The sequence below is a fragment of the Streptomyces sp. NBC_01320 genome (assembly GCF_035974375.1).
GTDB classification, from domain to species: Bacteria; Actinomycetota; Actinomycetes; order Streptomycetales; family Streptomycetaceae; genus Streptomyces; species Streptomyces yanii.
The window spans coordinates 7,275,753-7,301,705 of the sequence record NZ_CP108390.1; the positions used below are offsets into that span (position 1 = coordinate 7,275,753).

Genomic DNA, 25,953 nt, shown 5'->3' on the forward strand with positions numbered 1-25,953 from the left:
CCAGCAGTGCAGGAGGGTGAATATGACGACCGTCGGATTCCTCTACCCGGGCCATTTCGCGGACGACGACTTCCCACGCATGGAGGTCATCCTCGACACCACCATCAGGCTCGTCGTCAACCGCACGGAGCCGGGCGAGGACGACCGCCGCGCCGAGACCCTGCGGCAGCGGGGCGCACCCGAACGCCTCGCGGCCGGGGTCGAGGAGCTGCGGCGCGCCGGTGCCGAGTCGGTGGTCTGGGCCAGCACCGGCGCGAGTCTCGTGTACGGGTGGGAGGGCGCCCACCAGCAGAGCACCGCTCTGGCCAGGGCGGCGGGGCTGCCCGCATCGAGTACGTCGCTCGCCTTCGTCCACGCGGTACGGGCGCTGGGCGCCGCCCGTGTCGCGGTCGCCGCTCCGTACACCGAGGAGATCGCCGGGCTCTTCGGCGACTTCCTGGCCGCCGCGGGCGTCGAGGTGGTCGCCGTGCGCGGGGGTGGCGTCACCTCCGCGGCCGCGGCCGCGGGGTGGGGGCTGGACCGGCTGAAGGAGCTCGCGGTTGCCGCGGACCGACCGGACGCGGAGGCGGTGCTGCTGCCGGACAACGCCGTGCACACCGCCGCGCACGTTCGTGACCTGGAGGAACTCCTCGCCAAACCGGTCCTCACCGCGAACCAGGTGGCGGTGTACGAGGCTCTGCGGCTGGCCCGTCGGCGCACCTGGGCGCCCCAGCTCGGCACGCTGTTCGCCACCCGGGAGGCGCCGCCCGCACCGGTCGGGAAGTGACCGGCCGGGAATAAACGGAGACAACCTCCTGTTAGGTTCCCCCGGACGTACGAGCATCACCGGAGAGGCCTTCACGTGGACAAGAACCGAGGCGACGAGAACCGAGGCGACGGGAGTCGCGGCGACGGCATTCGGGGCAGGACCGAGGGAACGGCCTCCGTGCCGCTGTCGGTGCTCGACCTGGTGACCGTCGGCCGGGGCCGCACCGCGACCCAGGCGCTGCGCACCAGCGTGGACATCGCCCAGCTCGCCGAGCGCCGCGGCTACCACCGCCTCTGGGTCGCCGAACACCACTCCATGCCCGGCGTCGCCTCGTCGTCCCCGGCCGTGATCCTGGCCCACCTCGCCGCCCGCACCGAGCGGATCCGGCTCGGCTCCGGCGGGGTCATGCTGCCCAACCACGCCCCGCTGGTCATCGCCGAACAGTTCGGCACACTGGAGGCCATGGCCCCCGGCCGCATCGACCTCGGCCTCGGGCGCGCCCCCGGCACGGACGGTGCGACCGCCGCCGCGCTGCGCCGCACGGACCGGCTGGGCGAGGGCGCCGAAGACTTCCCGCAGCAGCTCGCCGAGCTGACCCGGTTCCTGGACGACGACTTCCCGGACGGCCACCCGTACGCCCGGATCCATGCGGTCCCGGGCCCGGTGCAGGGTCCCGCGGGCCGCCCGCCGATCTGGCTGCTCGGCTCCTCCGGCTTCAGCGCCCGGCTGGCCGGGGTCCTGGGCCTGCCGTTCGCCTTCGCCCACCACTTCTCGGCGCAGAACACGGTTCCGGCGCTCGACCTGTACCGGGACTCGTTCAAGCCGTCCGCGGTGCTGGACGCCCCGTACGCCCTGATCGGCGTCTCGGCTCTGGCAGCCGACGAGGAGCGCGAAGCCCGCCGCCAGGTCCTGTCCGGTGCCCTGTCGATGGTTCGCCTGCGCACCGGCCGCCCCGGTCTGATCCCGACGCCGGAGGAGGCGGAGGCCTATGCCTTCAGTCCCATGGAGCGGGAGTTCGTCGACAGCTGGCTCGGCAATGTCATCCACGGGACGGCGGACGAGGTGCGCAGCGGTCTGGACGACCTGGTCAAGCGGACCGGGGCGGACGAGCTGATGATCACGGCGAATGCGCATGGCGGGGAGGCGCGGCTGCGCAGCTACGACCTGATCGCGGATGCGTACGGGCTGCGTGGCTGAGGTCTGCGCGGGCCGGCCCTGCTGACCGTTGTTCCCTCGAGCGCCGGGCAGGCTTGAGCCCCGGCCTGCCCGGCGCTCGGGGGCGCAGCCGGCTCCGTGTTCCGGGGCGCGGCTCTCTCAGAGCGCAAGGGGGCTCGTCCCGATGAGTTCCGCGATGCGCTCCGGGGCCACCGCCCGGGAGTAGAGCCAGCCCTGCCCCGTGTCGCAGCCGATCCGCCGCAGCCGTTCCGCCTGGCTCACGGTCTCCACGCACTCCGCGGTGACGGTCAGCCCCAGCCGGTGCGCCAGCTGCACCATCGCCTCGACGATCGTCTCGTCGGCCGGGCTGGGGTGCGCCCCGTCCTCGTACCGGAAGCCGCGTACGAACGAGCCGTCCAGCTTCAGTACGGAGACCGGCAGCCGGCTCAGATAGGCGAGGTTCGAGTAGCCGGTCCCGAAGTCGTCGATGGCGATCCGGACGCCCATGTCGCTGAGCGTCTGGAGCGCCTCCAGCGGGCGGCCCGCCGAGCCCATCACCGCGGACTCGGTCAGTTCCAGCTGCAGCAGTCCGGGGGCCAGACCGGTCTCGGCGAGGATCTCGGCGACATCGGTGACCAGGTCGGAGTCCCAGACCTGCCGCACGGCGACATTGACGCTGATGAAGAGCGGCGGCTCGGCCGGATGGTCCAGCTGCCAGCGCCGGGCCTGACGGCAGGCCGACCGGAGCACCCAGCGGCCGAGCTGGACGATCGAGCCGTCCTCCTCGGCGATCGCGACGAACCGATTCGGTGAGAGCATGCCGAACTGCGGGTGGTTCCAGCGGACCAGAGCCTCCACCCCTCGCACGACTCCGTCGGCCATCCCGACAAGCGGCTGGTACTCGATGGTGAACTCGCCGCGCTCGACGGCGGGCCGGAGCGTGGAGGAGAGCGCCTGCCGTGTCATCCGGTGCGCGTTGCGCTCGGGGTCGAAGAGCGTCCAGCGTGCCTTGCCGTCCGCCTTCGCCCAGTACAGCGTGGTGTCGGCGGCCTGCATCAGACCGGTGGCCGAGGTCCCGGCGACGCCCCGCTCCACCACCCCGATCGACGCCGACACGGCCAGCCGTGTGCCGGCCAGGTCGAACGGCTTCTGGAGGGCGGCGAGCACCGCGCGGGCGAGATCGGTGAGTTGCTGCGTCCCGGCGGATTCCTCGACCAGGATCGCGAACTCGTCGCCGCCGAGGCGCGCCACGAGTGTGCCACCGGTGCGCTGCAGGCTCTCCTGTTCGGCGCAGTCGGTGAGCCGGGCGGCGACCGCGGCGAGCAGCCGGTCGCCGATCCGGTGCCCCATCGTGTCGTTGACTGCCTTGAAGCCGTCCAGGTCGAGGTAGCAGAGCCCGATCCGGCCGTGCCGCGGCCGGCTGTCGTCCTGGTGCGGCGGGGTCTCCAGAGCGGAGGAGAGCCGCTCGAAGAACAGCGTCCGGTTGGGCAGCCGGGTCACCGGGTCGTGCGTCTGTAGGTGGCGCAGTCGCTTCTGCAGCTCGTGCCGGTCGCTGATGTCGGCGACGGAGAGCAGCACGGGGGAGGCGCCCGGGGTGATCCCGGTTCCGGTCTCCGCGCCCGTCCCGGTCTCCGGATCTGTCCCCGCGCTCGTCTCCGGGTCTGTTGTCCCGGTCTCCGGCATCGGCACGACAGTGATCTCGGCCCACATCGAGCGCCCGTCGGGGTGCTTGAGTCTGCGGGTGCAGCGGAACCGGGATCGCCGGCCGCGCAGCACCTCGCGGTACGCATGCCAGGTCCGGACGTCGGCGGAGAGGTCGAGCAGATCGGACGCGGACTGGGCGGTCAGCGCCGCGGGATCGGCGCCGAGCAGCCCGCCGAGAGCGTCGTTGGCGCACAGGACCAGGCCCTCGTGGTCGACGACGGCCATCGGCAGCACGGCGCCCCGGAAGGCGGCCTGGTAGTCGGTCGGGCGGGAGCCGACGGCTCCCGGGCCGACCGATTCCGTGTGACGCTCCGTGATGGATGGTCGCACGGTAGGGGGCGCTGTGCCTGCCGCGGGCCTCGGCCCTTCGGAGGTTCCGCTCACCGCTCGCTCCCGCCGTGCAGTTCTGTCCCGAACAGTTGTGGTCGGACTGGCCCGCCGCGCGGAGTGCCGTTGTCCGAGGCGGAAACCACGCAGGAAAGCGTGGTGAAGCATAGATGCTGTTGTCTCGCCCGTTCCAGCTCCCGGCCCGTTGCGGCCCCGGGGAGCACCCCGCATGGGCCATTCGCACGTCGTTCCGGTTTGCCCGTGATTGATTATTTCTGCGCTGCTCTGTTCCCTCACGTCGATCTTGGATCTTTTTCACGTCGCTGCCGTGATTGTTTGTGACTGTCCGTGAAAGAGCTCCGAGAGGCTGACTGCTGACACGAGTGGGGCAGCACAACAGGGCGAACACCCCCGAACCGGCACAGGGTGGATTGCGTGTATCCGCATCCCGCACCCGGAGGTCGATGTGCCGCCTCAGCGCAGGCTCGGGGGAGTGGAGAGACCGAGTCCGCGTGGTGTGGTGGCCGGTCTGGTCTCTCTCCTGGCGTTCGCCTCCACCTCCCTCGTTGCGGGTCCGGCGGTGGCGGCCACGGGTGAAGCCGGCCCCTGCGCCCTGCCCAGGACGGGGGCACACCACTCGCTGGGCCTGGACGAGTGGGACGGCGCCTACCCGCGCCCGGACCACCCCCTCGATGCGGTCATGATCTTTCTCTCGTTCCCCGACGCCCGCCCCGTCACCACCCCCGCCGAGCTCGCCGCCGACTACTTCCCCGCCACCACGCAGTTCTTCCGGCGCGCCTCGTACGGGAAGTTCACCCTGCGCCCGCACCCGCAGCGGAGGTGGGTCCAGATGCCTCACGCATCCACGTCGTACGGCATAAAACGCGACTGGGACGACAAGCGGCGCAGCTCCTATCTTCGCGACGCGATCGCCGCGGCCGACGACCAGGTCGACTTCTCGAAGTACGACATCGTCTATCTGGTCGCCGACCCGGACGCGCCCGGCGTCGACTCCGATGCCACCAAGGTCGTCAACTTCGACCAGCCGCTGCACGCCGACGGCACGGACATCAGGCGCGTCGTCACCGTCTTCGAGCAGCATCCGCCGGACCGGAACGTGCTGGCCCACGAGACCGGGCACGTCTTCGACCTGCCGGATCTCTACCACCGGCCGTCGGACGGCAAGGGCGACTGGGACACGTACGTCGGCGACTGGGACGTGATGGGCAGCCAGTTCGGTCTCGCGCCGGATCTGTTCGGCTGGCACAAGTGGAAGCTGGGCTGGCTGAACCGCAGGCAAGTGGCGTGCATCCAGCACAACCAGGACATCACCCTGGAGTCGATGGCGGCCGTGCCGGCGCGCGGCGCGTCCATCGGTACGCGGCTCGCGGTGATCAGGACCGGTGAGGGCAGTGCCGTGGCGCTGGAGGCCCGCAGTGCCACCGGCAACGACCGGGCGACGTGCAGCGAGGGGGTGCTGATCTACCGGGTCCGCAACGAGACGCCGTCCGGCGGCGGGCCGATCCAGGTCATCGACACCCACCCCCACACCGACGCCTGCTGGGACCAGTCGGTCTACCCGCCGCTCGCGGACGCCCCGCTGCGGGTCGGCGAGACGTACTCCGTCCCCGGCGAGCACACCCGGATCGAGGTCGCGGACCGGACGCCGTCGGGTGCGTGGACCGTCCGTATCGCCACGGGCACGTAACGCTGCCGTGACGGTGAACGAAGAAGCCCCTCGCTTCCGCGAGGGGCTTCTTCCGTCTGTGCGCCGCCAGGGACTCGAACCCCGGACCCGCTGATTAAGAGTCAGCTGCTCTAACCAACTGAGCTAGCGGCGCCTGCTGACGTCGTAGACCTTAGCACCCTGATCGGCGGGAGGAAAAATCGAAATCCGAGCCGATCCGGTGGGCGCGGAGCGCGTCACGCGCACACAGGCCCAGAGCAGTACGTCGGGACCCGGCAGCCAGGGGTTACGGGTGTCGGGGGCGACCACCCAGCGGGGCCCCGGCGAGGAGGAGTCGCAGGCCAGGGGTGGAACGGTCACCGCGTCACCGGTGCCGTGGCAGAGCAGTGGCGGGACCCTGCCCTCGCGGTCCTCGCTCTCCCGGGGCGCCTCGGGGCCGTGCTCCGCCACCTGCTCATGGCTGGCGCCCCACTCCTCCCAGTCGAGCAGCGACGGCAGCCGCTGGGCGGTGCCGGGGGCGGCGAACAGCAGCATCCGCCCGCGGTGCGTGGCGACCGGACCGGAACCCGGGCCGTCGGCCCACAGGTGCTCCAGCATCCGCCGCCCGAAGAGCGCGGGCACATTGACCACGTCGAACGCCGATCCGCACGGCAGCACGCCGGGGGAGCCGGGGTGGGCCTCCCACTGGGCGAGCGTGGAGCGCGGATACGCGGCGGCGCCGGCCAGCCAGGCCGCTCCGGCCGCGGTGACCTGAGCGGTCTGGTCACCGGCTCGGTCCCGCAGGACCGTGAAGACATCGGCACCGGTGCGGGTGCCGTTGCGGGGGCCGGCGCAGGTTCCGGTGCCGGGATGCAGGGTGGTCTCGTCTGGCAGCCATGCGCTCATGACTACCTGTTTACCGGTAGTGACACTGCGGATTGCAAGAGTTGTCGGAAACCCGGACAGGGTGGGGTGGGTAGGAGTATCTTGCGCGCGGGCATATGCCAACGGCTGTGCCCGGAGTCAGATCCGGAGCGAGAACCGGGGCCGGGCCCGGAGGGGGCCGAGGGCCGGACGCTCCGGCGTCACGGCCGTGCGCCGCCCAGCAGACTCCGGCCGAACTCGACCATCAGCTTCGCGTAGTCCTCGGTCCACTCCGCGCGCTCCGCGATGTCCGCCATGGTGAGCCGGTCGAACCGGCCCGGATCGGCCAGCTGGGCGGCGGCGATGGCCTGGTACTCGACCGCCCGGTCGGTCGCGGCGCGGAAGGCCAGCGTCAGCTCGGTGGCGCGGGCCAGCAGCTCCTTCGGGTCGTCCATCGACTCCAGGTCGAAGAAGTGCTCGGGGTCGGCGACCGCAGCCGACGGCTCGAAGAGCAGGGGCGCGGGGCGCAGCCGCTGCCGCTCGTTCCGCTCGGGTTGTGCCATGTGAGGTTCCTCCTTCGGTGGGCCCGACGGCCACCCTCCATTGTCCAACCGTCCGCAAGTGCGCTTCGGGGGCGGTGCGCGGGGCGCACCGGGTCACCGCCCGGCACGACGCACGCCCCCGACGGCCCATCGCCTGTGATCCGGCAGTGTTACGGGCGCCACGGGACGCGGTGTTCCGCGAGATGGGCCAGGACCGCGTGGTTCGCCTCCCACCCGTCGGGAAACTTGACCGTGACGCCGAGCTGGACCGGTTCCGTCGACGGGTGCTCGTCCAGCAGCTCCGCGACGCCGGCCCGGCAGACCACGATGCAGGCGTGACGGTGGCGGGACGCCAGGACGCACAGCCGGCCCGTCTCCAGATGGAACGCCGTGGCGTCCGGGCGCCCGGACAGCGGGTGCAGGACCACCGTCACATCGAACTCGCGGCCCTGGAGCCGGTTCGCCGTGTCCACCGCCACACCCGTCACACCGAGCTCGGCGAGCGCTGCCCGTACCGCCGCCGCCTGGTCACGGTGGGCCGTGCCGACCGCGACCCGGTCCGCCGTCACCGGGGCCGGGTCGGGGGAGCGCTCGCTCGTCGCCGCGCCGCCCCGGTCCAGGAGTCGGCGGACCACCAGGGCCACCGCCCGAACCGCCTCCGGGTCCGTGCGCGGGGTGTGCCGGGCCGGGAGTTCGAGCAGCCCCCAGCCGGACTCCGCGGCCTCGTCCAGCACCCGGTCCGGGGCGGAGCCGTCCGACGGGACCCCGAACGCCAGCCGCCGGTCGCCGTGATCCGTACCGCTGCGGAACGGGGTGTACGGGTAGAACGCGTCCGAGACCAGCCGCGCGGCCGACGCGGGCAGCCGCCACGACACCGGCAGCCGGCGCTGCGGCAGCTCGGGGTTGTGCGCCAGCAGCGTCGAGACCGCGCTCGCCGACGGGTCGTACGACAGCCCCGCCCACTGGTCCGCACCGACGATGGAGAACGGATCCAGCTGCCCCGGATCACCGACGAACAGCGCCCTTTCGAAGAGCCCCGCGACGGCCAGCAGCGCGTCCGAGCGCATCTGGTACGCCTCGTCGACGATCGCGTGCCCCCACGGCTCGACGTTCTTCACATGAGCCCACTTGGCGGCCGTCGAGATGACGACATCAAGTCCGGCCAGATCCCCGGCCTTCGCCGACTTCCGTACGTTGGCCAGGCCGTCCAGCACCTTGTCGTACGGGTCCGCGTCGTTGCTGTGCAAGCGGCCGACCGGTAGCCCGGGGTCCTTCTCGGCCAGCCGCACCACCAGGTCGTCGACCTGGGCGTTGGTCTGCGCGACCACCATCAACGGGCGCCCTGCCGACGCGAGTTCGAGCGCGGCGCGCACCACCAGCGTCGACTTTCCCGCACCTGGCGGGGAGTCCACCACGATGCCGCGGGCCGTGCCGTTCAGCGTGTCGTCCAGGATCTGGGCGGTGGCCCGCCCCGCCTCGGCTCCCGGATCGAATACGGCCGTCACAACAGGTCCTCCGGGGTCACGGGGTCGGGGTTCTCGGAATGTCCGGGGGCCCCCGGCGGGCCGCCGTGCGTCCACGGCGTCTCCTCCGGGTCCGGCAGCTTCGGGCCGCCGCGCTGGTCGTGCTCGAACAGGGTCCAGACGATCCGGTCGCCCGGCTCCGGCAGCGAACCCGGGGCCGGCTCCTTGCTCCGGCCCATCCGGTCGGTGATCCGCAGCACCAGCAGCCGCTCCTCGGCGTCCGGGAGATCCTCGGAGGCGTACGCCACGAACTCCGCGGTCTGCGGCTTGCCGTCCAGCGTGCGGTACACCTTCGTGCGCTCACCGAGGTGAGGGCGCTCGCCCGTCCGGACCGTGACCAGCGGACGCGGCGAGGGCCGCTTCGACTCGCTGTACGCCATCACCACCTCGGCCACCTCCCCGACGAACGCCTCACCGGCCAGCCGGCGCCCGGCGAGCACCAGCGGGTCGTCCAGTGCCTCCTGCGCCTCCAACTGCGCCTGCGCCGTCTCCCGCGAGGCCAGCTTTGCCGCCGCCGTCACCGCGTCGTCCCGGCGCGGCTGCGGCGGCTCCCCGGCCCGCACCCGGTCCCGGTGACCGGTGAACGACCAGCGGTCCCGGGTCCACCGGTCCTCGGTCCTGGACCCGGCCGGCAGCTCCCGCATCAGGTCGAGCCCCCGCCACACCGCGTCCCAGGTCGGCCGCGTCACCGCGGCCAGCAGCGACCTGATCTCCCGCTCGGCGGAGGTCAGTTCGGCGAGCCGGGCGTCGGCCGCGAGGCCGTCCTCGGCCGCCGCGAGCGACGTGCGCGCCCGGTCGTACTTCTCGATCGCGGGCGCGAGCAGCCGGTTGTCGAACGCAGGATCCGTCGCCGGACCGGCGGGCGGGCAGAGCAGCTGGCCGCCGGCGTCCCGCTCCAGCTCGGCCCGGAGCGCGGCCCGCGCACCGGACTCGCCGGCCGCAGGGTCGATCCAGGCGAGCAGCGCCCCCAGATGCTGGTCCTCCAGCGTGGACTGCCCGGTCGCCCAGTGCCGGTTCAGCAGATCGGTCATGGCGAGGAGCAGCGAGGAACCAGGAACCCGGGCCCGCTCCCCGTAATGCGTCAGCCAGCGGCCCAGCAGCGGGACCCGGGCCGGCGCCGGGTACGGGGTGTCCGGGGCGTCCTCGGCGGTGCGCCGGAACCGCATGGACCGGCCCAGCAGCCGTACGAAGTCGAGACCCGCCCGGCTCGGCACGATCAACTGCGGCGCGTCCGTGCACAACTCGACCTCGACCTTGACCTTCTTTCCGGTCTCGGGGTCGGTCTCGCCCCGCTCGGCGGGCTCCACCACGTCCGTGTACGTCTCGATGTGCGGCAGGACCGCCTCGGCCAGCTCGGCGAGGAAAGCGAACCGCAGATCGCGGTCGCGCGGCTGGGCCACGGCGAGCAGCCGGGGCGCGTCCCGGTCGGTTCCGACGAGGGCGCCGAGCGGGGCGCCCGCCTCACCGGCGGTGGTCAGCGGTACGAGAACGAACGGCGCCCCGGTGAGATGACGGTGCCGGACGGTGGCCATCGGCTGCGCCCGCCCGCTCTCCACGGCCTCCAGCCGGGCCAGGGTACTGATCAGCGACATACCGGGCTCCCGTCCAGGGGCGCGCCCCGGTGCTCCAGCGCCTCCGCGCGCAGGGCCGCGGCGCGGCGCAGGGCGGCGACCGTGGGGTCGGCCGGATCGCCCTCCTTGCCCGCCGCCGCGGCCAGTACCGCGCCCACCGTCGTCAGACCGCCGAGCTCACCGCGTACGCTCCGCCCCAGCGCCTCCACCACACCGGCCGCACGTGCCTTCGCCCGGCAGTGGAAGGCCAGTTCGCACGCGGCCAGGCACTCCGGCGCGTACGCCGCCGTGACCGCGTCGACCGCGGCCGTCAGCTCCTGCGCGGAGCACTCCGGGTCGAAGGTGGTGCCTTCGGGCAGGGCGGCCGCGATGTCCTCGACCCGGGTCAGCCGGGTCAGCTGGCGGCGGGTGACCGCGCGCTGCTTGCGCACGTCGACGACCGACGCCGTCGGCAGGTTGGAGAAGTCCTTCGGACAGACCAGCAGCACCCGGTGGCCGACCTCCGCCCCCGCCGTGACCGCCGCGATGCGCTCCAGCGCCAGCACATACACCGCCGACTGCCGGGCGGCCGCTCCGACCTTCGCCGCGTCCGCCGAACTGTCGATCATGGGAAACGACTTGATCTCCACGACCGTCCACCGGCCGTCGGGGTGCACCACCACCGCGTCCGGCTCCAGATAGGCGGGCGAGCCCGCCACCTCCAGGGCCAGCATCGGGTGATCGAGCAGAGCCCAGCCACCCGCCTCGGTCGCCTCACGCAGCGCCAGTGCCGTACGCGCCGCGCGGCCCTCGGGACCCGCCGCCGCCAGATCCGGCACCCGGACCTCGCGCGGCGCGTCGCCGCCCCCGCCGAGCCGCTCGTACAGCAGGCGCATCAGCTCCGTGCCGCCGTCGGCCTTGACCCTCGCCTCGAACGCGTTGCCCCGCATGAAAGCGAACTGCGACTGACCGAACGCGGCGGGAGAGCCGAGTGCGGCCGCCAACGCGGCCTTGTCCACCCCTGCGCCGTCCAGCAGGGCGCGCCGTTTGCAGCCCGGGTTGGCGGCGAGGGCGGCCAGCGCGCGGGCATCGAGCGGATGCGGCGCGACGGCGGGACCGCGCAGTTCAGCGAGCCGCTGCCGGAGTGTCGTCGCCTGCTGCGTCGGCCGATGCCGCGACATCGGTGGAGTCTGCGGAGGAGGTCCGCTGGCCGGGGATTCGCTCACCCGCGGAAGTCTTGCATCCGGCACTGACAACAGGGGACTTCGTGACCGGGACGGCCGCAGCGGTGCGGGCCCGTACCGCTGCCCTGATCCGGTCGGCGAGCCGCATCACCGGCGTGGTGAGCAGCGCCCCGACGCCCATCACCGCGGCGCCCGCGACCGCGTCGAGGAAGTAGTGGTTGGCCGTGCCCATCACGACGAACGTGGTGAGGAGCGGGTACACGACACCCGCGGCCCGGAGCAGCGGGTGCCTGCCGTGGCGCCACAGCAGGATCCCGCACCACAGCGCCCAGCCGACGTGCAGGCTCGGCATCGCCGCGTACTGGTTGGTCATCCAGCCCATGCCGCGCGGCGCACTCGCCTCGGCGCCCCACCAGCCGTACGAGCTGTACTGGGCCATCGTGTCGACGAAGCCGTGCGTGGCGTGGAGCAGCCGCGGCGGGCAGGTCGGCATCAGCGCGAAACCGATCAGACCGAGCAGCGTGGACGTCATCAGCCAGGTGCGGGCGGCGCGGTACGCGGCCGTGCGCCGCCGGTAGATCCAGATCAGGACGGCCGGAGTGACCACGTAGTGCAGTGAGGCGTACGCGAAGTCGGAGGGTATGCCTATCGCCGGATGAGCCGTCATCAAGCGGTTGAGCGGGTGCTCGGCATTCAGAAAGAGCGTCTTCTCCAGATGAAGTATGCGCAGCCCGTGGTCGACGGCGATCGACACATCGCTTCGGACCAGCAGCCGGCCCGCCGAGTAGACCGCGTACACGATCGCGATCAGCGGCAGCTCGGCCCACCATAGAGGCCGGTGCCGCGACGCGGGCGCGGCGGTGGCAAGCGACATCCGGATGCTCTCCATCATGTGTTCATGCGTCCGACGGCAGGCGTTCAACCGTACGGCGCAGGTCGTTGGCGAATCCCCCCGGGGCTCCCCTGCTGGACGCCCCGTGCGCGCGGAGCTTTCTCCGCGGGGGAAGGGACGCCGATGCGGCCCCGGAGGTTGCCTCCCGGGCACGTGAGCGATGATGGACAAAGGCGGATGACCCGTCCCTGTTGTCGTTTTCTCCGATCCGCATCTCAGGGGGAGCCGTCATGGCACCGCGTATCCTGCTCGCCCGGCACGGCCAGACGGAATGGTCCGTCAAGGGCAATCACACCGGCAGGACGGACATCCCGCTGCTCGACGCGGGCCGCGAGGGCGCCAAGCTGCTGGGCGAGCGGCTGCACCGGAAACCGTGGGCGGACCTGCCGGGCCTCGAGGTCCGGACCAGCCCGCTCGTCCGCGCCAGGGAGACCTGCGACATAGCCGGCTTCGCGGACCGCGCGCAGCCGTGGGACGCGCTCATGGAGTGGGACTACGGGGCGTACGAGGGCATGACCCCGGCCGAGATCCAGGCGATCCGGCCGGGCTGGTTCATCTGGCGCGACGGGGTGCCGGAGGGCGAGACCCTCTCCGAACTGTCCGCCCGCGCGGACGAGATCGTGGCCTGGGCGCGCTCGGCCGACCGCGACGTGCTGGTCTTCGCGCACGGTCACATCCTGCGGGCGCTGGGGGCACGGTGGCTGGGCGAGGACGTGTCGTTCGCGTCCCGCATCCGGCTGGACCCGACGTCGCTGTCGGTCCTGGGATGGGCTTACGGGGCGCCGGCACTGGAACGCTGGAACGACACGGGCCACCTGGACCGGTAGGTCCCGCCGCTGCCCCAAGGCGCGGTGGGCGCTTCGCGGAGGGCGGCGCCGGGGGATCCCGGCCTGCCCGGCGCCTGAGGACCCAGCCGTCGGACCGGTACGGGGTGCCCCGGCCTCGCCGGGTGCTCCTACACCCTCATCTACACGCCCATCTCTGCGCACCGCTCCAGAAGCCCCGCCACCTCCGGTGACCCGCGCTGTGCCCGCAACACCCGCACCGCCCCCGCCAACATCGCCCGGATCCGGGACGACTGCACCCGGTCGAGCAGGTCCAGCACCTGGTGCCCCGTCGCGGCCGCCTCCGCCGCGGCCCCGGCATGCGCCAGGTCCGTCGTCAGCTCGGCCCGGTACAGCGCCAGGTTCCGGGTGAAGTGCGGGTCCTGCAGCTGTGTGGCCCGTCGCGCATGACGCGCCGCCCGCGGCCAGTCACCCAGCGCCGACCAGCACTGCGCCTCCAGCATCTCCAGCTCCGCTTCCCGGAAGAACGTCATCCACTCCGGGTCGGCATCGCGCGTCCCCCGTCCGAAGGCCTCGTGCGCCCGTCCCAGCGCCCGCTCGCAGCCGCTGCGATCGCCGAGCCCCGCCCGGCCCCCCGCCTCCCGCAGCGCGAGCAGCGCCAGCAGTCGCGGTGAGCCCAGCGGCGTCGCCGCCCGCTGCCCGGCCTCCGCAGCCCGTACCGACTCCCGCGGCCGCCCCACGTCCCTGGCCAGGAACGACGCGTTGCAGAACGCATGCGCCTCCAGCGCCGCGTCACCGGCCAGCCGTGCCGTCGCCAGCGCCTCCGCGTAGTGCGAGCGGGCGTCCTCGAAACGCCCCGAGTCATGGGCCAGCCACCCCACCGAGATGGCCAGCTCACCCGCCCCGGCATGCAGCCGGTCGGACGTGGAGCGGCGGGTGGTCGTCCCTTCGTCCAGCAGCGCGTACGCCGCCCTCAGCGGCTGCGCGGCCCGCCGGTAGAGGCCGTCGCCGCCGTGCCGGTCGTCCAGCAGCCTGATCTGCCGAACCGCCTTCTCGACGGCGGTCACCTCGGCCTCGCCGACCCGTCGCTGTGTGGGGCGCTGTGCGGGTACGGCAGCGGCGGCGACGCCGGTGGTGGTGCCGAGGCCGAAGCCCAGGGTCGCGGCCGCCATCGCGGTGGTGCCGCTGGTCATGAATACGCGACGCAGCACGTCGCTCTCCTCGTCGGTGTCGCTCTGGAGCGTGGGGGGCAGTGGGGTGTCGGGGATCTCGGCGGTGGCGCGCGCTCCTCGGCCGCGTACGGTCTCGCGCGACGAGAAGCCCAGGTCCGCCAGGGTCGCCCCGGGGAACATGTGCAGGAAAACTCGTTCGTAGGCGTAGTTGGGGCAGCGGATCTCGCCGGACTCCACGCGTCCGATGTACCGGGCGTCGCACGCGACCTGCTCGCCGATCTCGCGGGCGGATCTGCGCACCGCGGCAGCGAACTCCCCGGCGGAGCGCGGTCCGCGCAGCCGCCGGAAGGCGAGGTTGGGAACTGCCCCTGTCGACACCATGGCTGGGCCCTCTCTGGTGCAAGCCGGGCCTGTTTCCGGTGTCCCGGCGGAGCAAGAAGGTACCTGCTGTGACGGACCGCACACGCAGTGTTTGCCCACAAAGGGGATATCTCGCCCGCGATCCGCCATGAACTGCCATCCTTTGCGGCGGCGTGGCACCGTAGCCCTTGACGTAGTCGAGGCGTTGGTTCATGTGGAGACGGAGTCTGGCTCCGCCCGGCGATGAGAGGAGAGGTCCCTTGTTGCATCTCGGCACGGAGACCGGCTCGCGGACGACTGCGACGACGACCACGACGACGACCGGTTCCGGGGCTGCGGAGCGCGAACCCGCCACCCCCGAACCCGCCCCACCCCGGCCCCTGGCCTCCGAGCCCGCCGTGGCGGAGCCCCTGCCGCTCACCGCCCCCGGGCCCTGCGAGCTGGTGACCGTCCCCGCCCGCCAAGGCCTGGAGGCCGTCGACATCCTGCGCCGCGGCGCCGATCAGGAGGCCGTCGGCCCGGTTCTGCACGACGGCACCTGCGACACCCTCGGCTTCCTGGTCCCGCCGGGCACCGCCGAGGCCTGGGACGTACCGGGCAGTGCCTGTACGCAGACGAACGGCCGCGGACTCCGTATTCCTGCCGAGCCACCGGTGTCCGGCAGCGGCTGGCTGCTGCCGCCCGCCGCCGACGCCCCGGTCACCGACCCTGCCGCGCTGCGGGCCGCCCTCGACCAGGCGGCCCGGCTGATCGAGGCGGCCGACAACTGCCGCTGAGCTCATAATGGCCGGGGGCGTGTTCCCCAACCGGTGCCGGTCCGGCACCGGGCCGGAGCGATGAGCAGCGAGCAGGGGAAACAGCAGTGGCACGTCGAGGAGCATCCAGCGGTGGCGCGAACGCCCGGAAGCGTTCCGACCGCAGGCCGGAGACCCTCGCCGAGGCGGTCGACGGCGGTCTCGCAGAGCTGATACCCGACCGGGAGCGCCCCGGTGCCTGGACGCTGAACCTCGACGGCGCCCCTCAGTCCCATGTCGACCTCGACGACCCCGCGCACCTCTCCTTCTCCTACCAGCGCCGGATCGGCCACATCGCGGATCTCGCCGCCCCCGCGGGGCAGCCCCTGCACGTCGTGCACCTGGGCGGCGGCGCCTTCACCCTCGCCCGCTACATCGCCGCGACCCGCCCCCGCTCCACCCAGCAGATCGTCGAGCTGGACGCGGCGCTCGTCCAACTGGTCCGCCGGGAGCTGCCCCTGGACCCGCAGGCCCGGATCCGGGTCCGTTCCACCGACGCCCGCGCCGGGCTCGGGAAGATCCCGGACGACTGGGCGGACCTCGTCATCGCCGACGCGTTCAGCGGATCCCGCACCCCCGCCCACCTCAACAGCACCGAGTTCCTCACCGACGTACGCCGGGTGCTGAAGCCCACCGGGCAGTACGTGGCCAATCTCACCGACGGCCCGCCGCTGGCCCATCTCCGCGGCCAGATCGCCACCGCCGCCGCCGTCTTCCCCGAGCTGGCCCTCGCCGCCGACCCGGCGGTGCTGCGCGGCCGCCGCTTCGGCAACGCCGTGCTGCTCGCCTCCGGGCTGCCGCTCAAGGTCGCCGAACTGACCCGCAGGGTCGCCACCGACCCGCACCCGGGACGCGTTGAACACGGCCGGGAACTCGCCGACTTCACCGGCGGCGCGGCTGCGGTGCGCGATGCGGACGCCCGGCCGTCCCCGGCGCCGCCGTCCTCCGCGTTCCAGTGACCGGACGTCGCACCGGCGCCGCGCTCAGGCCTGTCAGACGATGTCGACCGCCGGCGGATGATCGTTCCACGTGCAGAAGACCGACACCGTCGTCCCGTCGTCGGTGCTGAAGTTCACGCGGATCCAGGTCGTGTTCTTCCAGACCTGGATCGACCAGCCCGGATCCGGTGTCGCCGACACCAGCTTCGCCGAGGTGGCGCCCAGCTCGAAGACGACTCGGCCGCCGTCCGTCCCGTAACTGCGCACCGTGCCGGACGGCTTGGCCGGCTGCGGGGGAGCAGGGGTGCGGGACGGTCGCGGCGACGGGGTCGCGGACGGTTTCGGAGTGGCCCGAGGAGTGCTGCTCGGCGTCGGTGAGGGCGACGGAGCCGGGCGCCGTGTCGAGGACGCCAGCGCCTTTGCGCCGCGCCCGTCGTCGCGGGCGCTCGCGGAGATCGGCACCGCGCGCGGCGGGTCGTACGCCGTCCCCGCCATGACCGTGTGGACACCCCACCACGACAACGTGACCGCCGCCGCGGTGGCGAGCAACCACGCCAGCGCGTGTACGAGTCCTCGTCGCATCCGGCCCATCCTGCCCCACCGCGGCCGGTGTTGTCCCAGGGAGGACCCGGAGCCGTCCCATGGCGTACGGTGCCGCCCATGCCAAGTGTGCTCGTGGTCGAGGACGACCAGTTCGTGCGTTCCGCCCTCATCCGGCACCTGACCGAGGCCTCCCATACGGTACGGAGCGTCGGCACCGCGCTCGAAGCGCTGCGCGAGGTCGCCCACTTCCGCTTCGACGTGGTCATCCTCGACCTCGGTCTGCCCGATCTCGACGGCGCCGAGGCGCTCAAGATGCTCCGGGGCATCACCGACGTACCGGTGATCATCGCGACCGCGCGGGACGACGAGAGCGAGATCGTCCGGCTGCTCAACGACGGGGCCGACGACTACCTGACCAAACCCTTCTCGGTGGAACACCTCTCGGCACGGATGGCCGCAGTGCTGCGCCGTTCGCGCGCCGGGGGCGAGGCTTCGCCGCGCGTCATCCGGGTCGGCGGTCTGTCCATCGATCCGCTGCGCCGTCAGGCCGAGCTGGACGGGACGGCACTCGACCTCACCCGCCGCGAGTTCGATCTGCTGACCTTTCTCGCCGGGCGTCCCGGAGTCGTCGTCCCGCGCAAGGAACTCCTGGCAGAGGTCTGGCAGCAGTCGTACGGCGACGACCAGACCATCGACGTCCATCTGTCCTGGCTGCGGCGGAAGCTGGGCGAGACGGCGGCCCGGCCGCGCTACCTGCACACCCTGCGTGGCGTCGGTGTGAAGCTCCAGCCGCCCGCGGCGCCGCCGCCACCGGAGCGGCCCGCATGAGATGGGCCCTGGTCAAGGTCTGTCTGGCCGTCACCGCGATGGTCGTCGTCGCCTTCGCCGTGCCGCTGGGTCTCGTCATCAAGGAGATGGCCCGCGACCGCGCCTTCTCCGACGCCGAGCGGCAGGCCGCCACGATCGGTCCGACGCTCTCCATCACCACCGACCGCGACGAACTGGAGACGGCCGTCCTCACCACCGAGCCCGGCAGCGTGGGCCGGATGGCCGTCCACATCCCGGCTGCCGCGGGACCCGGCAGCCGGCCGGTGGAGATCGGCACCCGGCGTGCCACACGCAAGGACCTGGAGACCGTACGGAAGTCGGGGCGCGCCTCGATCACCGAGGTACCCGGCGGCTCCGCACTGCTCCAGCCGACCGCGCTGGGCTCCGGGGACATCGCCGTGGTCGAAGTGTTCGTGCCCGAGGGCGAGGAGTCCAACGGGGTCGCCACCGCGTGGCTGATGCTGGCGGGCGTCGGTGCCGCCCTGATCGTCGGTTCCGTCGCGGTCGCCGACCGGCTCGGCGTACGGATGGTGGAGCCCGCGCAGCGGCTCGCGGGCGCCGCCCATGACCTGGGGGAGGGCCGGCTGGGGACCAGGGTCCCGGAGGAGGGGCCGACCGAACTGCGTTCCGCCGCCGTCGCGTTCAACTCGATGGCCGATCAGGTCGTTCAGCTCCTCGCCAACGAACGGGAGCTCGCCGCAGACCTCTCGCACCGGCTGCGCACCCCGCTCACCGTTCTGCGCCTCAACGCCGCCTCGCTCGGCGAGGGACCGGCCGCCGAACAGACCCGCGCCGCGGTCGAGCAGCTGGAGCACGAGGTCGACACGATCATCCGCACCGCCCGCGAACAGCGCCCGCAGACGCAGGGGATGAACAACGGGCCCGGGGCGGGCTGCGACGCCTCCGAGGTGATCCGGGAGCGGATGGCCTTCTGGTCGGCGCTCGCCGAGGACGAGGGACGCAAGGTGCGCCTCGCGGGAGTCGACCGTGCGGTACGGATCCCGGTTGCCCGGCCCGAACTGGTCGCCGTCCTCGACGCGTTGCTCGGCAACGTCTTCCGGCACACCCCGGAGGGCACCGCCTTCGCCGTCGACGTGCACCACAGCGGCGACGCGGTGATCGTGCTCGTCTCGGACGCCGGCGGCGGCATCGCCGACCCCAAGGCGGCGCTGGCGCGCGGTGGCAGCGGGCGGGGCGGCGCCCGGGGCTCGGTGGGCTCGACCGGGCTCGGGCTGGACATAGTCCGCCGGGTCGCGGAGTCCACCGGCGGCGATGTGCGGATCGGGCGGTCCGTGCTCGGCGGCACGGAGATCCGCATCTGGATCTGGCTCGACGGGCGCCGGCCCGAACAGGGAAGGCGCGGCCACCGGGTGGGCCGGCAGCGCCGCAGGATCCGGTTCGCCGGTCGGTCGTAGACCGCCCGGCGCATGGGGGGCGGTCTTAACCGGCGCCGATGCGCTCCTTAAGCCAACCCTAAGAACATCAACCGGCGCCCGGAATGGATCATTTGTCGCTTCCGGTGTCGCTAGCGTGCTCCCGCACCCCCACCCCCCGTACGACAGAGGCAGGCACGCGATGGGCACCAGTACGCACCGGCGCACGGCGAGCACCAGGACCAGGGCGATCGGCGCCGTCGTCGCCGCGGCAGTGATCGGCGGCACTGTCTTTGCCCTCACGGGCACGGCGCAGGCCGCCTCGGTCGGTGCCGCGTACACCAGGACCAGCGGCTGGACGGGCGGTTACACCGGGCAGTACGTCGTCACCAACGACACGGGCACCACGCAGTCGGACTGGACGCTCGAATTCGACCTGCCCGCAGGTACGAGGGTCAGCTCCCTCTGGAACGGCGAACACACGGTCAACGGAAGCCATGTCACTGTGAAGCCCGCGAGCTGGAACAAGGAGCTGGCGCCCGGCACGTCGGTCACCGTCGGCTTCGTCACCACCTCGGACGGCACGGCCGCGGACCCGACGGGGTGCCTGATCAACAACGCCACGTGCTCGGTCGACACGGGCGCGACGCCGGAGCCGAGCGGCCGCCCGACGCAGACCGCGACGCCGACGCCGACGGCCACCCCGACGGCGTCGCCTTCGCCGACCGCGACGGCCACCCCGACCCCCACCGCGACCGAGGGCGGCGGCGCTACGGCGAGCGGCGCCGGCTTCGCCCCGTACGTCGACACGTCGCTCTACCCCGCGTACGACCTGGTCGGCACCGCCACCAGCACCGGGGTGAAGGAGTTCAACCTCGCCTTCATCACCTCCGGCGGCAGCTGCGCCCCGCTCTGGGGCGGTGTCACCGCCCTCGGCGACGACCACGTCGCCTCCCAGATCGGCGCGCTGCGCGCCAAGGGCGGTGATGTCCGGGTCTCCTTCGGCGGCGCGGCCGGTTCCGAACTGGCGCTCGGCTGCGCCTCCGCCACCGACCTCGCTGCGGCGTACGGCAAGGTCGTCGACACGTACAAGCTGACCAAGGTCGACTTCGACATCGAGGGCGGCGCGCTCCCCGACACGGCGGCCAACTCCCGCCGCGCGCAGGCGATCGCGCAGCTCCAGAAATCGCACCCGGGCCTCGATGTGTCCTTCACCCTGCCGGTGATGCCCGAGGGCCTCACACAGCCGGGCGTGGACCTGATCGCCGACGCGAAGAAGAACGGCGTCAAGGTCGGAGCGGTCAACATCATGGCGATGGACTACGGCGCCCCGTACAGCGGCGACATGGGCGCGTACGCGATCCAGGCGGCCACCGCCACGCAGGCCCAGATCAAGGGCGTGCTCGGGCTGTCGGACACCGCGGCATGGAAGGCGGTCGCCGTGACACCGATGATCGGCGTGAACGACGTCAGCACCGAGATCTTCAAGGTCGAGGACGCCGCACAGCTGGTGCAGTTCGCCCAGCAGAAGGGGCTGGGCCGGCTGGCGATGTGGTCGGGCACGCGGGACAAGGAGTGCGCGGGCGGCGCCAAGCCGTACGCGGACGCGTCGTGCAGCTCGATCGTGCAGGAGCCGCTGGCCTTCACGAAGGCGTTCGGCGCCTACAAGTAGCCCTTCCCGCCCCCGAGACCGCCACCCCCCGCGCGCATCCCGGCCGGCCCCACACACCCCCACACCCGGCCGGGGTGCGCCCCCTCATGGCCACCACGACGGAGGTCCCCCGCAGTGCCGGGCCTCTGGGTGCGTCAGCCGCGAACGGCGCAGCGCACCGGCGGCGGGGGACCGTGCCGCAGATCGCGACCGTGCTCATCCGGGATGTGCCACGCCGCCCGTTGCTGCCAGAATCATGGCACTGGACGTGTTCATGCCGAGGGGGGCCGGTGGCACAGTCGGAGATACCGGTTGCCTGGATCGGTCTGGGAGGAGCGGTCGCCGGGGCCGTCGCCACGGCGGCGGTGGGCCGTTTCGCCGGGCGGGCGAGCATCAAGGCGGCGACCGTCGCCAAGGTGGACACCCTTCAGGACGGACTGACCCAGTTCTGCGCGCCGTTCATCGAAGCGAGGATCCAGTTACGCCCCGCTCTCGGCGGCCACACGCCCACCGAACCGTGGCAGCCGGTGGCCCCCGGTATGTCGCGCTCGGCTCCCGCATGGACCTCCATGGCCGCCGATCCCGTGGAGCTCTGGGAGATGCCGGGTGTCGTTCGCCGCAAGGCCGCGTACGTGGACGCCGAGATCCGTTCGCACCAGTCGCGGACCGACCAACTGCTGCTTCCCGCCGTGCACGCGGCCGTCCGCGAGTTGTACCAGGAGGCCAAGGAACTCATGGACACGTACACCCGGGAGTTCCAGCGGCTGGTCAAGCGCGGCCTGGGCGTGATGTAGGTTCCGGCCGCCGGGACCGGCGCCCTGCCCCCTGCACTGCCGGTTCACCGCGGAGAGCACCGCCAGGATCGACGCAGTGAGCACGGACGTGTCCTGCCCCGCCCTCCGATCTGACCGCGCTGAACGCGGCCCGCACCGCCCTCCGGGCCGCGAGCGCGGGCGCCGACGCGGACATCGCCCTGCACCGGGCGGTGGTGGCCGCCGCCCACAATCCCGTACTCACCGACCTCTTCGGCGAGTTCTCCCCCGTACTGCGGCAGGGTCCGATCGATCTGATGGACCTGCTCGGCCTGCGCTCGGGCGAGCCGGACCACGGTGACGACACCCATGACGCGCTCGTCCGTGCCGTGGTGGCGGGCGACGCGGAGTCGGCCGGCCGGGCGGCCCGGACGGAGCTTGAGCGCACGCCGGCCAGGCTGCGCGAGGTCCGAGTCCGCATCTGCCCCCGCATATGCCGCCGGACGATGTCCGGGGTGTCGGCTTCGGGGAAAGAACGCGCGAGGGCCCCGGAGGCGCCCCTGGAAGCCGGACCCCGTTCACCTTCCGGCGGGCCCTTCCGTGCGAACGGGGTGGGACGACAACGGTTTCCCGGAGCCGGGGCGCCGGTGGCGCGCTTGCGGGGGCCGATTCTGTGATCGTTTGGCAACAAGCCTTTGACCTGCTGGAATTCAAGAGTCTGCCAATCCGGAGATTGCGTTCACCTGCTTTGGCAAGCCTTCGGCGGGACACGGTCTCGTGACTTGCAGGACACACTCGGGCAACGGAAGCGTCTTCAACTCTTGACACCCACCCCTCCAAGGCAGCAACCTTCCGACATCGACGCATGGGAGCGCTCCCACATCGCCTGAGGCCTTCTCGCGCGAACGGCACTGCCCGTGTTCTCCCCCCTTGCACCACCCGGCACCGCACTCACCAGCGCGTATGCCGCGCAGTCAGAACGCCAGTCCCACCCTGGAACAAGGAGTAGTGGAATGCGTATCACCCGCACCGTCGCCGGTCGAAGCCGCAGAGCCGCGGTTCTGGCCACCACGGGCCTGACAGCCACGGCCCTGTTGCTGACCGGCTGCAGCAGCGACTCGGATTCATCGGAAAACACAGGCTCCGGCGCGAATGGGAAGATCACGCTGACCGTTGCCGACTTCGGGCAGTTCGGCTACAAGGAAGCCGGTCTCTTCGCCAAGTACCACGAGCTGAACCCGAACATCACGGTCAAGGAGGACGCCACCTCCGATGAGAAGGTCTACTACCCCAAGCTGCTCCAGCAGCTGAACTCGGGCAGCGGTCTGGCCGACGTCCAGGGCATCGAGGTCGGCCGGATCAAGGAGATCGTCGACACCAAGGCGTCCTCCTTCGTCGACCTCAGCAAGGTGATCAACGTCGACGACTGGGTGTCCTGGAAGGAGAAGCAGGCCACCACGGCAGACGGCGCGGTGATCGGCGCGGGCACCGACATCGGTCCGATGTCCCTCTGCTACAACACCGACCTCTTCAAGCAGGCCGGTCTGCCGACCGACCGTGAGGAGGTCGCCAAGAAGGTCGTCGGCGGCTGGGAGGACTACCTCAAGCTCGGCGAGGAGTACAAGAAGAATGCCCCCAAGGGCACCTTCTTCATGGACTCCGCGAGCGCGATGTACAACGCCGTGGTGAGCTCCAACGCGAAGCAGTACTACGACGAGAGCGGCAAGCCGATCTACAAGGAGAGCCCCAGCGTCAAGCAGGGCTGGGACCTGGCGGCCGAGGCCGCGGACAAGAAGCTGACCCAGGGCCTCGCCCAGTTCACCGACCCGTGGAAGGCCGCACTGCGCAAGGGCACCATCGCCACCGTGGCCTGCCCCGCGTGGATGGCCGGCCAGATCTCGATCAACGCCGGTGACGGCAACAAGGGCAAGTGGAACATCACCACCGCACCCGGTGCCACCGCCGCCAACTGGGGTGGCTCGTTCCTCGCCGTGCCCAAGTCGGGCAAGAACGTGGACGAGGCCACCAAGCTCGTCAAGTGGCTGACCGCCCCCGAGCAGCAGGCCGCCGTCTTCAAGGCGATCGGCAGCTTCCCGTCCAACAAGGGTGCGTACGAGCTGCCGGACGTGAAGAACGCGACGCTGCCGTACTTCAACGACGCCCCGATCGGCCAGATCTACGCCGGCGAGGCCAACTCGATCCCGGAGACCGTACTCGGCCCGAAGGACGGCGTGATCAAGGACAGCATCTCCACCCAGATCAACAACATGGAGCAGCGCGGCACCAGCCCGGACGACGCGTGGAAGGCCGCGACCGGCGCGATCGACAAGGCGATCGGCTGACCGTCGCAGCAGCGGGCGGCCACCGGGCCGCCCGCACCTGCGCGCTCCCGGCCGCCCGGCCCGCCTCCGGACCCAGGAGCTGTCCGGGGTGCAGGGTGCTCATCGGCCTCTCCACGGCGTGCCCGGACGCACCACGGGGTACCTCCCGGGCACGCTTGGACCCGTCCCGGTCCGGCCCGGTACCAGGGCGCTCCGGCCACCCCGTGGACATCCACGACCGTGAGCGACCACCCACACCCCAGCCCTACCGGGGCGCCCCCGGTACCCGGGTACCCCAAGTAACCAGGGAAGGACTCCCGCCCGTGGCCACCTCGACTCCCACCCGGGACGCATATGCCCCGCCACCCAGCGGCTCTCAGCAGCCGCAGGCCGACCCCCGCCGGCAGGCGTGGCGGCGTCGGCTGTGGCGGTTCGACGACAAGGCATCGCCGTACGCCTACATAGCCCCGTTCTTCCTCGTCTTCGGCGCCTTCGGGCTCTATCCGCTGCTCTACACCGGTTGGATCGCCCTGCACCGGGTCGAGATGACCGGCATGAACCAGATGGAGTGGGTCGGCTGGGGCAACTTCGACAAGATCCTGCACGACGCCGAGTTCTGGACGGCCGTCAGCAACACGTTCCTGATCGGCGTCATGTCGACGGTTCCGCAGCTGCTGGTCGCGCTGGGCCTGGCCCACCTGCTGAACTACAAGCTGCGCGCCAGTACCTTCTGGCGGACGGTCATCCTCACCCCGTACGCCACCTCCGTGGCCTCCGCGGCCCTGGTCTTCGCTCTGGTCTTCCGGGCCGACGGCGGTCTGCTGAACTGGGCGCTGGAGTTCGTCGGCCTCGGCCACACCAACTGGGCCAACGGCCACTGGACGTCCAAGATCGCCATCTCCGTCATCGTGATCTGGCGCTGGACGGGCTACAACACGCTGATCTATCTCGCCGCCATGCAGGCCGTGCCGAGCGATCTGTACGAGGCCGCCTCGCTCGACGGCGCCTCGCGGTGGCAGCAGTTCCGCAAGGTGACCATTCCCTCGCTGCGGCCCACGATCCTCTTCACGATCGTCATCTCGACCATCGGCTCCATGCAGCTGTTCGGTGAGCCCCTGCTGCTGGAGGGCGGCACGCTCGGCGCCACGGGCGGCAACGAGAATCAGTACGAGACGCTCAGCGTCTACCTCTACAACTACGGCTGGAACCTCGGGCATCTCGGGCCTGCCGCAGCAGTGGCCTGGGCGATGCTCGCCCTCCTGCTGATCATCGCCGCGGTCAACTGGATCATCGGCCGCTTCGTACGCAAATCCGCGGTCTGACCGGGAGCGACATCCATGACCATGACCAGCCCCACCAAAGCCCCGGCGATCGGCGTCACGCGCACGGCCCACCGGGCACCTCGGCGCACGAGCCGGTTCAAGCCGGGCGCAGGCAAGCAGTTGCAGGGCGGCCCGTTCGCCTATGTCGCCCTGGCCGTCGTCGGTATCGGCTCGCTCCTGCCGCTGTACTGGACCCTGGTGGCCGCCTCCCACACGCAGGACGAGGTGCTGGCCTCCACGCCACCCTTCCTGCCGGGCGGCCGGCTCATGCACAACCTGGACGCGGCCTGGAGCCAGGCGCATCTGGGCAAGGCGATCGTCAACAGCGTCATCGTCTCCAGCTGCATCACGGCGGCGACGCTCTTCTTCTGTACCCTGGCCGGCTACGCCTTCGCCAAGATGCGCTTCCGGGGCCGCAACGGACTGATGACCGCGGTTGTCGCCACCCTGACGATCCCGCCGCAGCTCAGCGTCGTCCCGCTGTTCATGCTGATGTCCGACATCGGCTGGGGCGGGAATCTGGAGTCGGTGATCTTCCCGACGCTGGTGAGCGCGTTCGGCGTGTTCTTCATGCGCCAGTACCTGAGCGAGGCGCTGCCGTACGAACTCATCGAGGCGGCCAAGATCGACGGTGCGAACAACTTCCGCATCGTTATGAGCGTGGTGCTCCCGGTGGCCCGTCCGGCGATGATGGTGCTCGGCATGCTGACCTTCGTGCAGGCATGGAACGACTTCTTCTGGCCCTACCTGGCGCTGAACCAGCAGAACCCCACGCTCCAGGTGGCCCTCGGCCAGCTGAGCGCCTCGTACACCCCCGACCAGAGCATCGTGATGGCCGGCGCGCTGATCAGCACGCTGCCGCTGCTCGTGGTGTTCGTGATCTTCGGCAAGCAGATTGTCGGGGGGATCATGTCCGGCGCCGTCAAGGGCTGACGTGACGTCACCCGCCCCTTCCCGGA

The 25,953-nt window shown here is 71.7% G+C and carries 22 protein-coding genes, 1 tRNA gene and 1 pseudogene; 14 read left to right on the top strand and 10 right to left on the bottom strand.

The annotated features are described in order from the left end of the window. The first annotated feature begins 22 nt into the window (after positions 1–22). Together OG395_RS33130 and OG395_RS33135 are read left to right on the top strand one after the other, a co-directional pair. Positions 23–766 (top strand): maleate cis-trans isomerase family protein, encoded by a 744-nt coding sequence (locus tag OG395_RS33130; RefSeq protein ID WP_327246193.1) that lies wholly within the window; start codon positions 23–25, stop codon positions 764–766. A 75-nt stretch (positions 767–841) separates the two neighbouring features. After that, positions 842–1,945: an LLM class flavin-dependent oxidoreductase gene (locus OG395_RS33135; RefSeq protein ID WP_327246194.1), complete on the top strand. Its 1,104-nt coding sequence runs from the start codon at positions 842–844 to the stop codon at positions 1,943–1,945. 117 nt (positions 1,946–2,062) lie between these two features. Here the strand turns inward: OG395_RS33135 and OG395_RS33140 are convergent, their stop codons facing one another. After that, a complete protein-coding gene (locus tag OG395_RS33140) occupies positions 2,063–3,991 on the bottom strand; it encodes a sensor domain-containing protein (protein WP_327246195.1) in 1,929 nt (642 codons plus the stop codon). A 436-nt stretch (positions 3,992–4,427) separates the two neighbouring features. Between OG395_RS33140 and OG395_RS33145 the strand changes: the two genes are divergently transcribed. Then, complete coding sequence (locus tag OG395_RS33145; RefSeq protein ID WP_327246196.1) at positions 4,428–5,642, top strand: M6 family metalloprotease domain-containing protein; 1,215 nt, start codon at positions 4,428–4,430, stop codon at positions 5,640–5,642. A gap of 59 nt (positions 5,643–5,701) precedes the next feature. On the opposite strand, the gene OG395_RS33150 is transcribed toward OG395_RS33145, so the two are convergent. From OG395_RS33150 to OG395_RS33180, 7 genes are all read right to left on the bottom strand, one after another. Further along, positions 5,702–5,775 (bottom strand) — tRNA-Lys (locus OG395_RS33150). Then, on the bottom strand, positions 5,766–6,506 hold the full coding sequence (locus tag OG395_RS33155; RefSeq protein WP_327246197.1) for a hypothetical protein: 741 nt from the start codon (positions 6,504–6,506) through the stop codon (positions 5,766–5,768). Before OG395_RS33155 ends, OG395_RS33150 begins: the two co-directional genes overlap by 10 nt. Before the next feature lie 179 nt (positions 6,507–6,685). Beyond that, positions 6,686–7,027 carry a hypothetical protein gene (locus OG395_RS33160; RefSeq protein WP_327246198.1) on the bottom strand — a complete coding sequence of 114 codons (342 nt, stop codon included), beginning with the start codon at positions 7,025–7,027 and terminating at the stop codon, positions 6,686–6,688. A gap of 149 nt (positions 7,028–7,176) precedes the next feature. Further along, positions 7,177–8,511: an AAA domain-containing protein gene (locus OG395_RS33165; RefSeq protein ID WP_327246199.1), complete on the bottom strand. Its 1,335-nt coding sequence runs from the start codon at positions 8,509–8,511 to the stop codon at positions 7,177–7,179. Then, positions 8,508–10,121, bottom strand: a complete 1,614-nt coding sequence (locus OG395_RS33170) for a hypothetical protein (protein ID WP_327246200.1) — start codon at positions 10,119–10,121, stop codon at positions 8,508–8,510. The genes OG395_RS33165 and OG395_RS33170 overlap by 4 nt, the downstream gene beginning before the upstream one ends. Further along, on the bottom strand, positions 10,112–11,305 hold the full coding sequence (locus OG395_RS33175) for a hypothetical protein (RefSeq protein WP_442818625.1): 1,194 nt from the start codon (positions 11,303–11,305) through the stop codon (positions 10,112–10,114). Before OG395_RS33175 ends, OG395_RS33170 begins: the two co-directional genes overlap by 10 nt. Next, the gene (locus tag OG395_RS33180) at positions 11,205–12,137 is read right to left on the bottom strand and encodes a phosphatase PAP2 family protein (RefSeq protein WP_327249532.1); all 933 of its coding nucleotides are present in this window, start codon (positions 12,135–12,137) and stop codon (positions 11,205–11,207) included. Before OG395_RS33180 ends, OG395_RS33175 begins: the two co-directional genes overlap by 101 nt. A gap of 248 nt (positions 12,138–12,385) precedes the next feature. Here OG395_RS33180 and OG395_RS33185 point away from each other — a divergent pair, with 248 nt between their 5' ends. Further along, complete coding sequence (locus tag OG395_RS33185; RefSeq protein WP_327246202.1) at positions 12,386–12,982, top strand: histidine phosphatase family protein; 597 nt, start codon at positions 12,386–12,388, stop codon at positions 12,980–12,982. A gap of 140 nt (positions 12,983–13,122) precedes the next feature. On the opposite strand, the gene OG395_RS33190 is transcribed toward OG395_RS33185, so the two are convergent. Further along, a complete protein-coding gene (locus OG395_RS33190) occupies positions 13,123–14,493 on the bottom strand; it encodes a tetratricopeptide repeat protein (RefSeq protein ID WP_327246203.1) in 1,371 nt (456 codons plus the stop codon). Positions 14,494–14,732: 239 nt separating this feature from the next. On the opposite strand from OG395_RS33190, the gene OG395_RS33195 reads away from it, so the two are divergent. Together OG395_RS33195 and OG395_RS33200 are read left to right on the top strand one after the other, a co-directional pair. Then, positions 14,733–15,248, top strand: coding sequence for a hypothetical protein (locus OG395_RS33195; RefSeq protein ID WP_327246204.1), 516 nt, complete (start codon positions 14,733–14,735; stop codon positions 15,246–15,248). An 86-nt stretch (positions 15,249–15,334) separates the two neighbouring features. Continuing rightward, positions 15,335–16,225, top strand: a complete 891-nt coding sequence (locus OG395_RS33200) for a spermidine synthase (protein WP_327246205.1) — start codon at positions 15,335–15,337, stop codon at positions 16,223–16,225. A 33-nt stretch (positions 16,226–16,258) separates the two neighbouring features. Here OG395_RS33200 and OG395_RS33205 read toward each other — a convergent pair whose 3' ends face one another. After that, complete coding sequence (locus OG395_RS33205) at positions 16,259–16,786, bottom strand: hypothetical protein (protein WP_327246206.1); 528 nt, start codon at positions 16,784–16,786, stop codon at positions 16,259–16,261. Between the two features lie 78 nt (positions 16,787–16,864). Here OG395_RS33205 and OG395_RS33210 point away from each other — a divergent pair, with 78 nt between their 5' ends. The 8 genes and pseudogenes from OG395_RS33210 (at position 16,865) to OG395_RS33245 (ending at position 25,927) form a co-directional block, all read left to right on the top strand. Next, positions 16,865–17,575 carry a response regulator transcription factor gene (locus OG395_RS33210; RefSeq protein WP_327246207.1) on the top strand — a complete coding sequence of 237 codons (711 nt, stop codon included), beginning with the start codon at positions 16,865–16,867 and terminating at the stop codon, positions 17,573–17,575. After that, on the top strand, positions 17,572–18,990 hold the full coding sequence (locus OG395_RS33215; RefSeq protein ID WP_327246208.1) for a HAMP domain-containing sensor histidine kinase: 1,419 nt from the start codon (positions 17,572–17,574) through the stop codon (positions 18,988–18,990). Before OG395_RS33210 ends, OG395_RS33215 begins: the two co-directional genes overlap by 4 nt. 160 nt (positions 18,991–19,150) lie before the next feature. Next, entirely contained in the window at positions 19,151–20,620 is a 1,470-nt protein-coding gene (locus tag OG395_RS33220; protein WP_327246209.1) for a glycoside hydrolase family 18 protein, read from the top strand. A 269-nt stretch (positions 20,621–20,889) separates the two neighbouring features. Continuing rightward, a complete protein-coding gene (locus OG395_RS33225; protein WP_327246210.1) occupies positions 20,890–21,393 on the top strand; it encodes a hypothetical protein in 504 nt (167 codons plus the stop codon). 107 nt (positions 21,394–21,500) lie between these two features. Then, positions 21,501–21,818: pseudogene (locus tag OG395_RS33230) on the top strand (FadR/GntR family transcriptional regulator); the annotation flags it as partial. Positions 21,819–22,364: 546 nt separating this feature from the next. Next, positions 22,365–23,693 carry an ABC transporter substrate-binding protein gene (locus OG395_RS33235; protein ID WP_327246211.1) on the top strand — a complete coding sequence of 443 codons (1,329 nt, stop codon included), beginning with the start codon at positions 22,365–22,367 and terminating at the stop codon, positions 23,691–23,693. Between the two features lie 302 nt (positions 23,694–23,995). Next, entirely contained in the window at positions 23,996–24,994 is a 999-nt protein-coding gene (locus tag OG395_RS33240; RefSeq protein WP_327246212.1) for a carbohydrate ABC transporter permease, read from the top strand. A 15-nt stretch (positions 24,995–25,009) separates the two neighbouring features. Then, entirely contained in the window at positions 25,010–25,927 is a 918-nt protein-coding gene (locus OG395_RS33245) for a carbohydrate ABC transporter permease (protein WP_327246214.1), read from the top strand. The last annotated feature ends 26 nt before the right edge of the window (positions 25,928–25,953 follow it).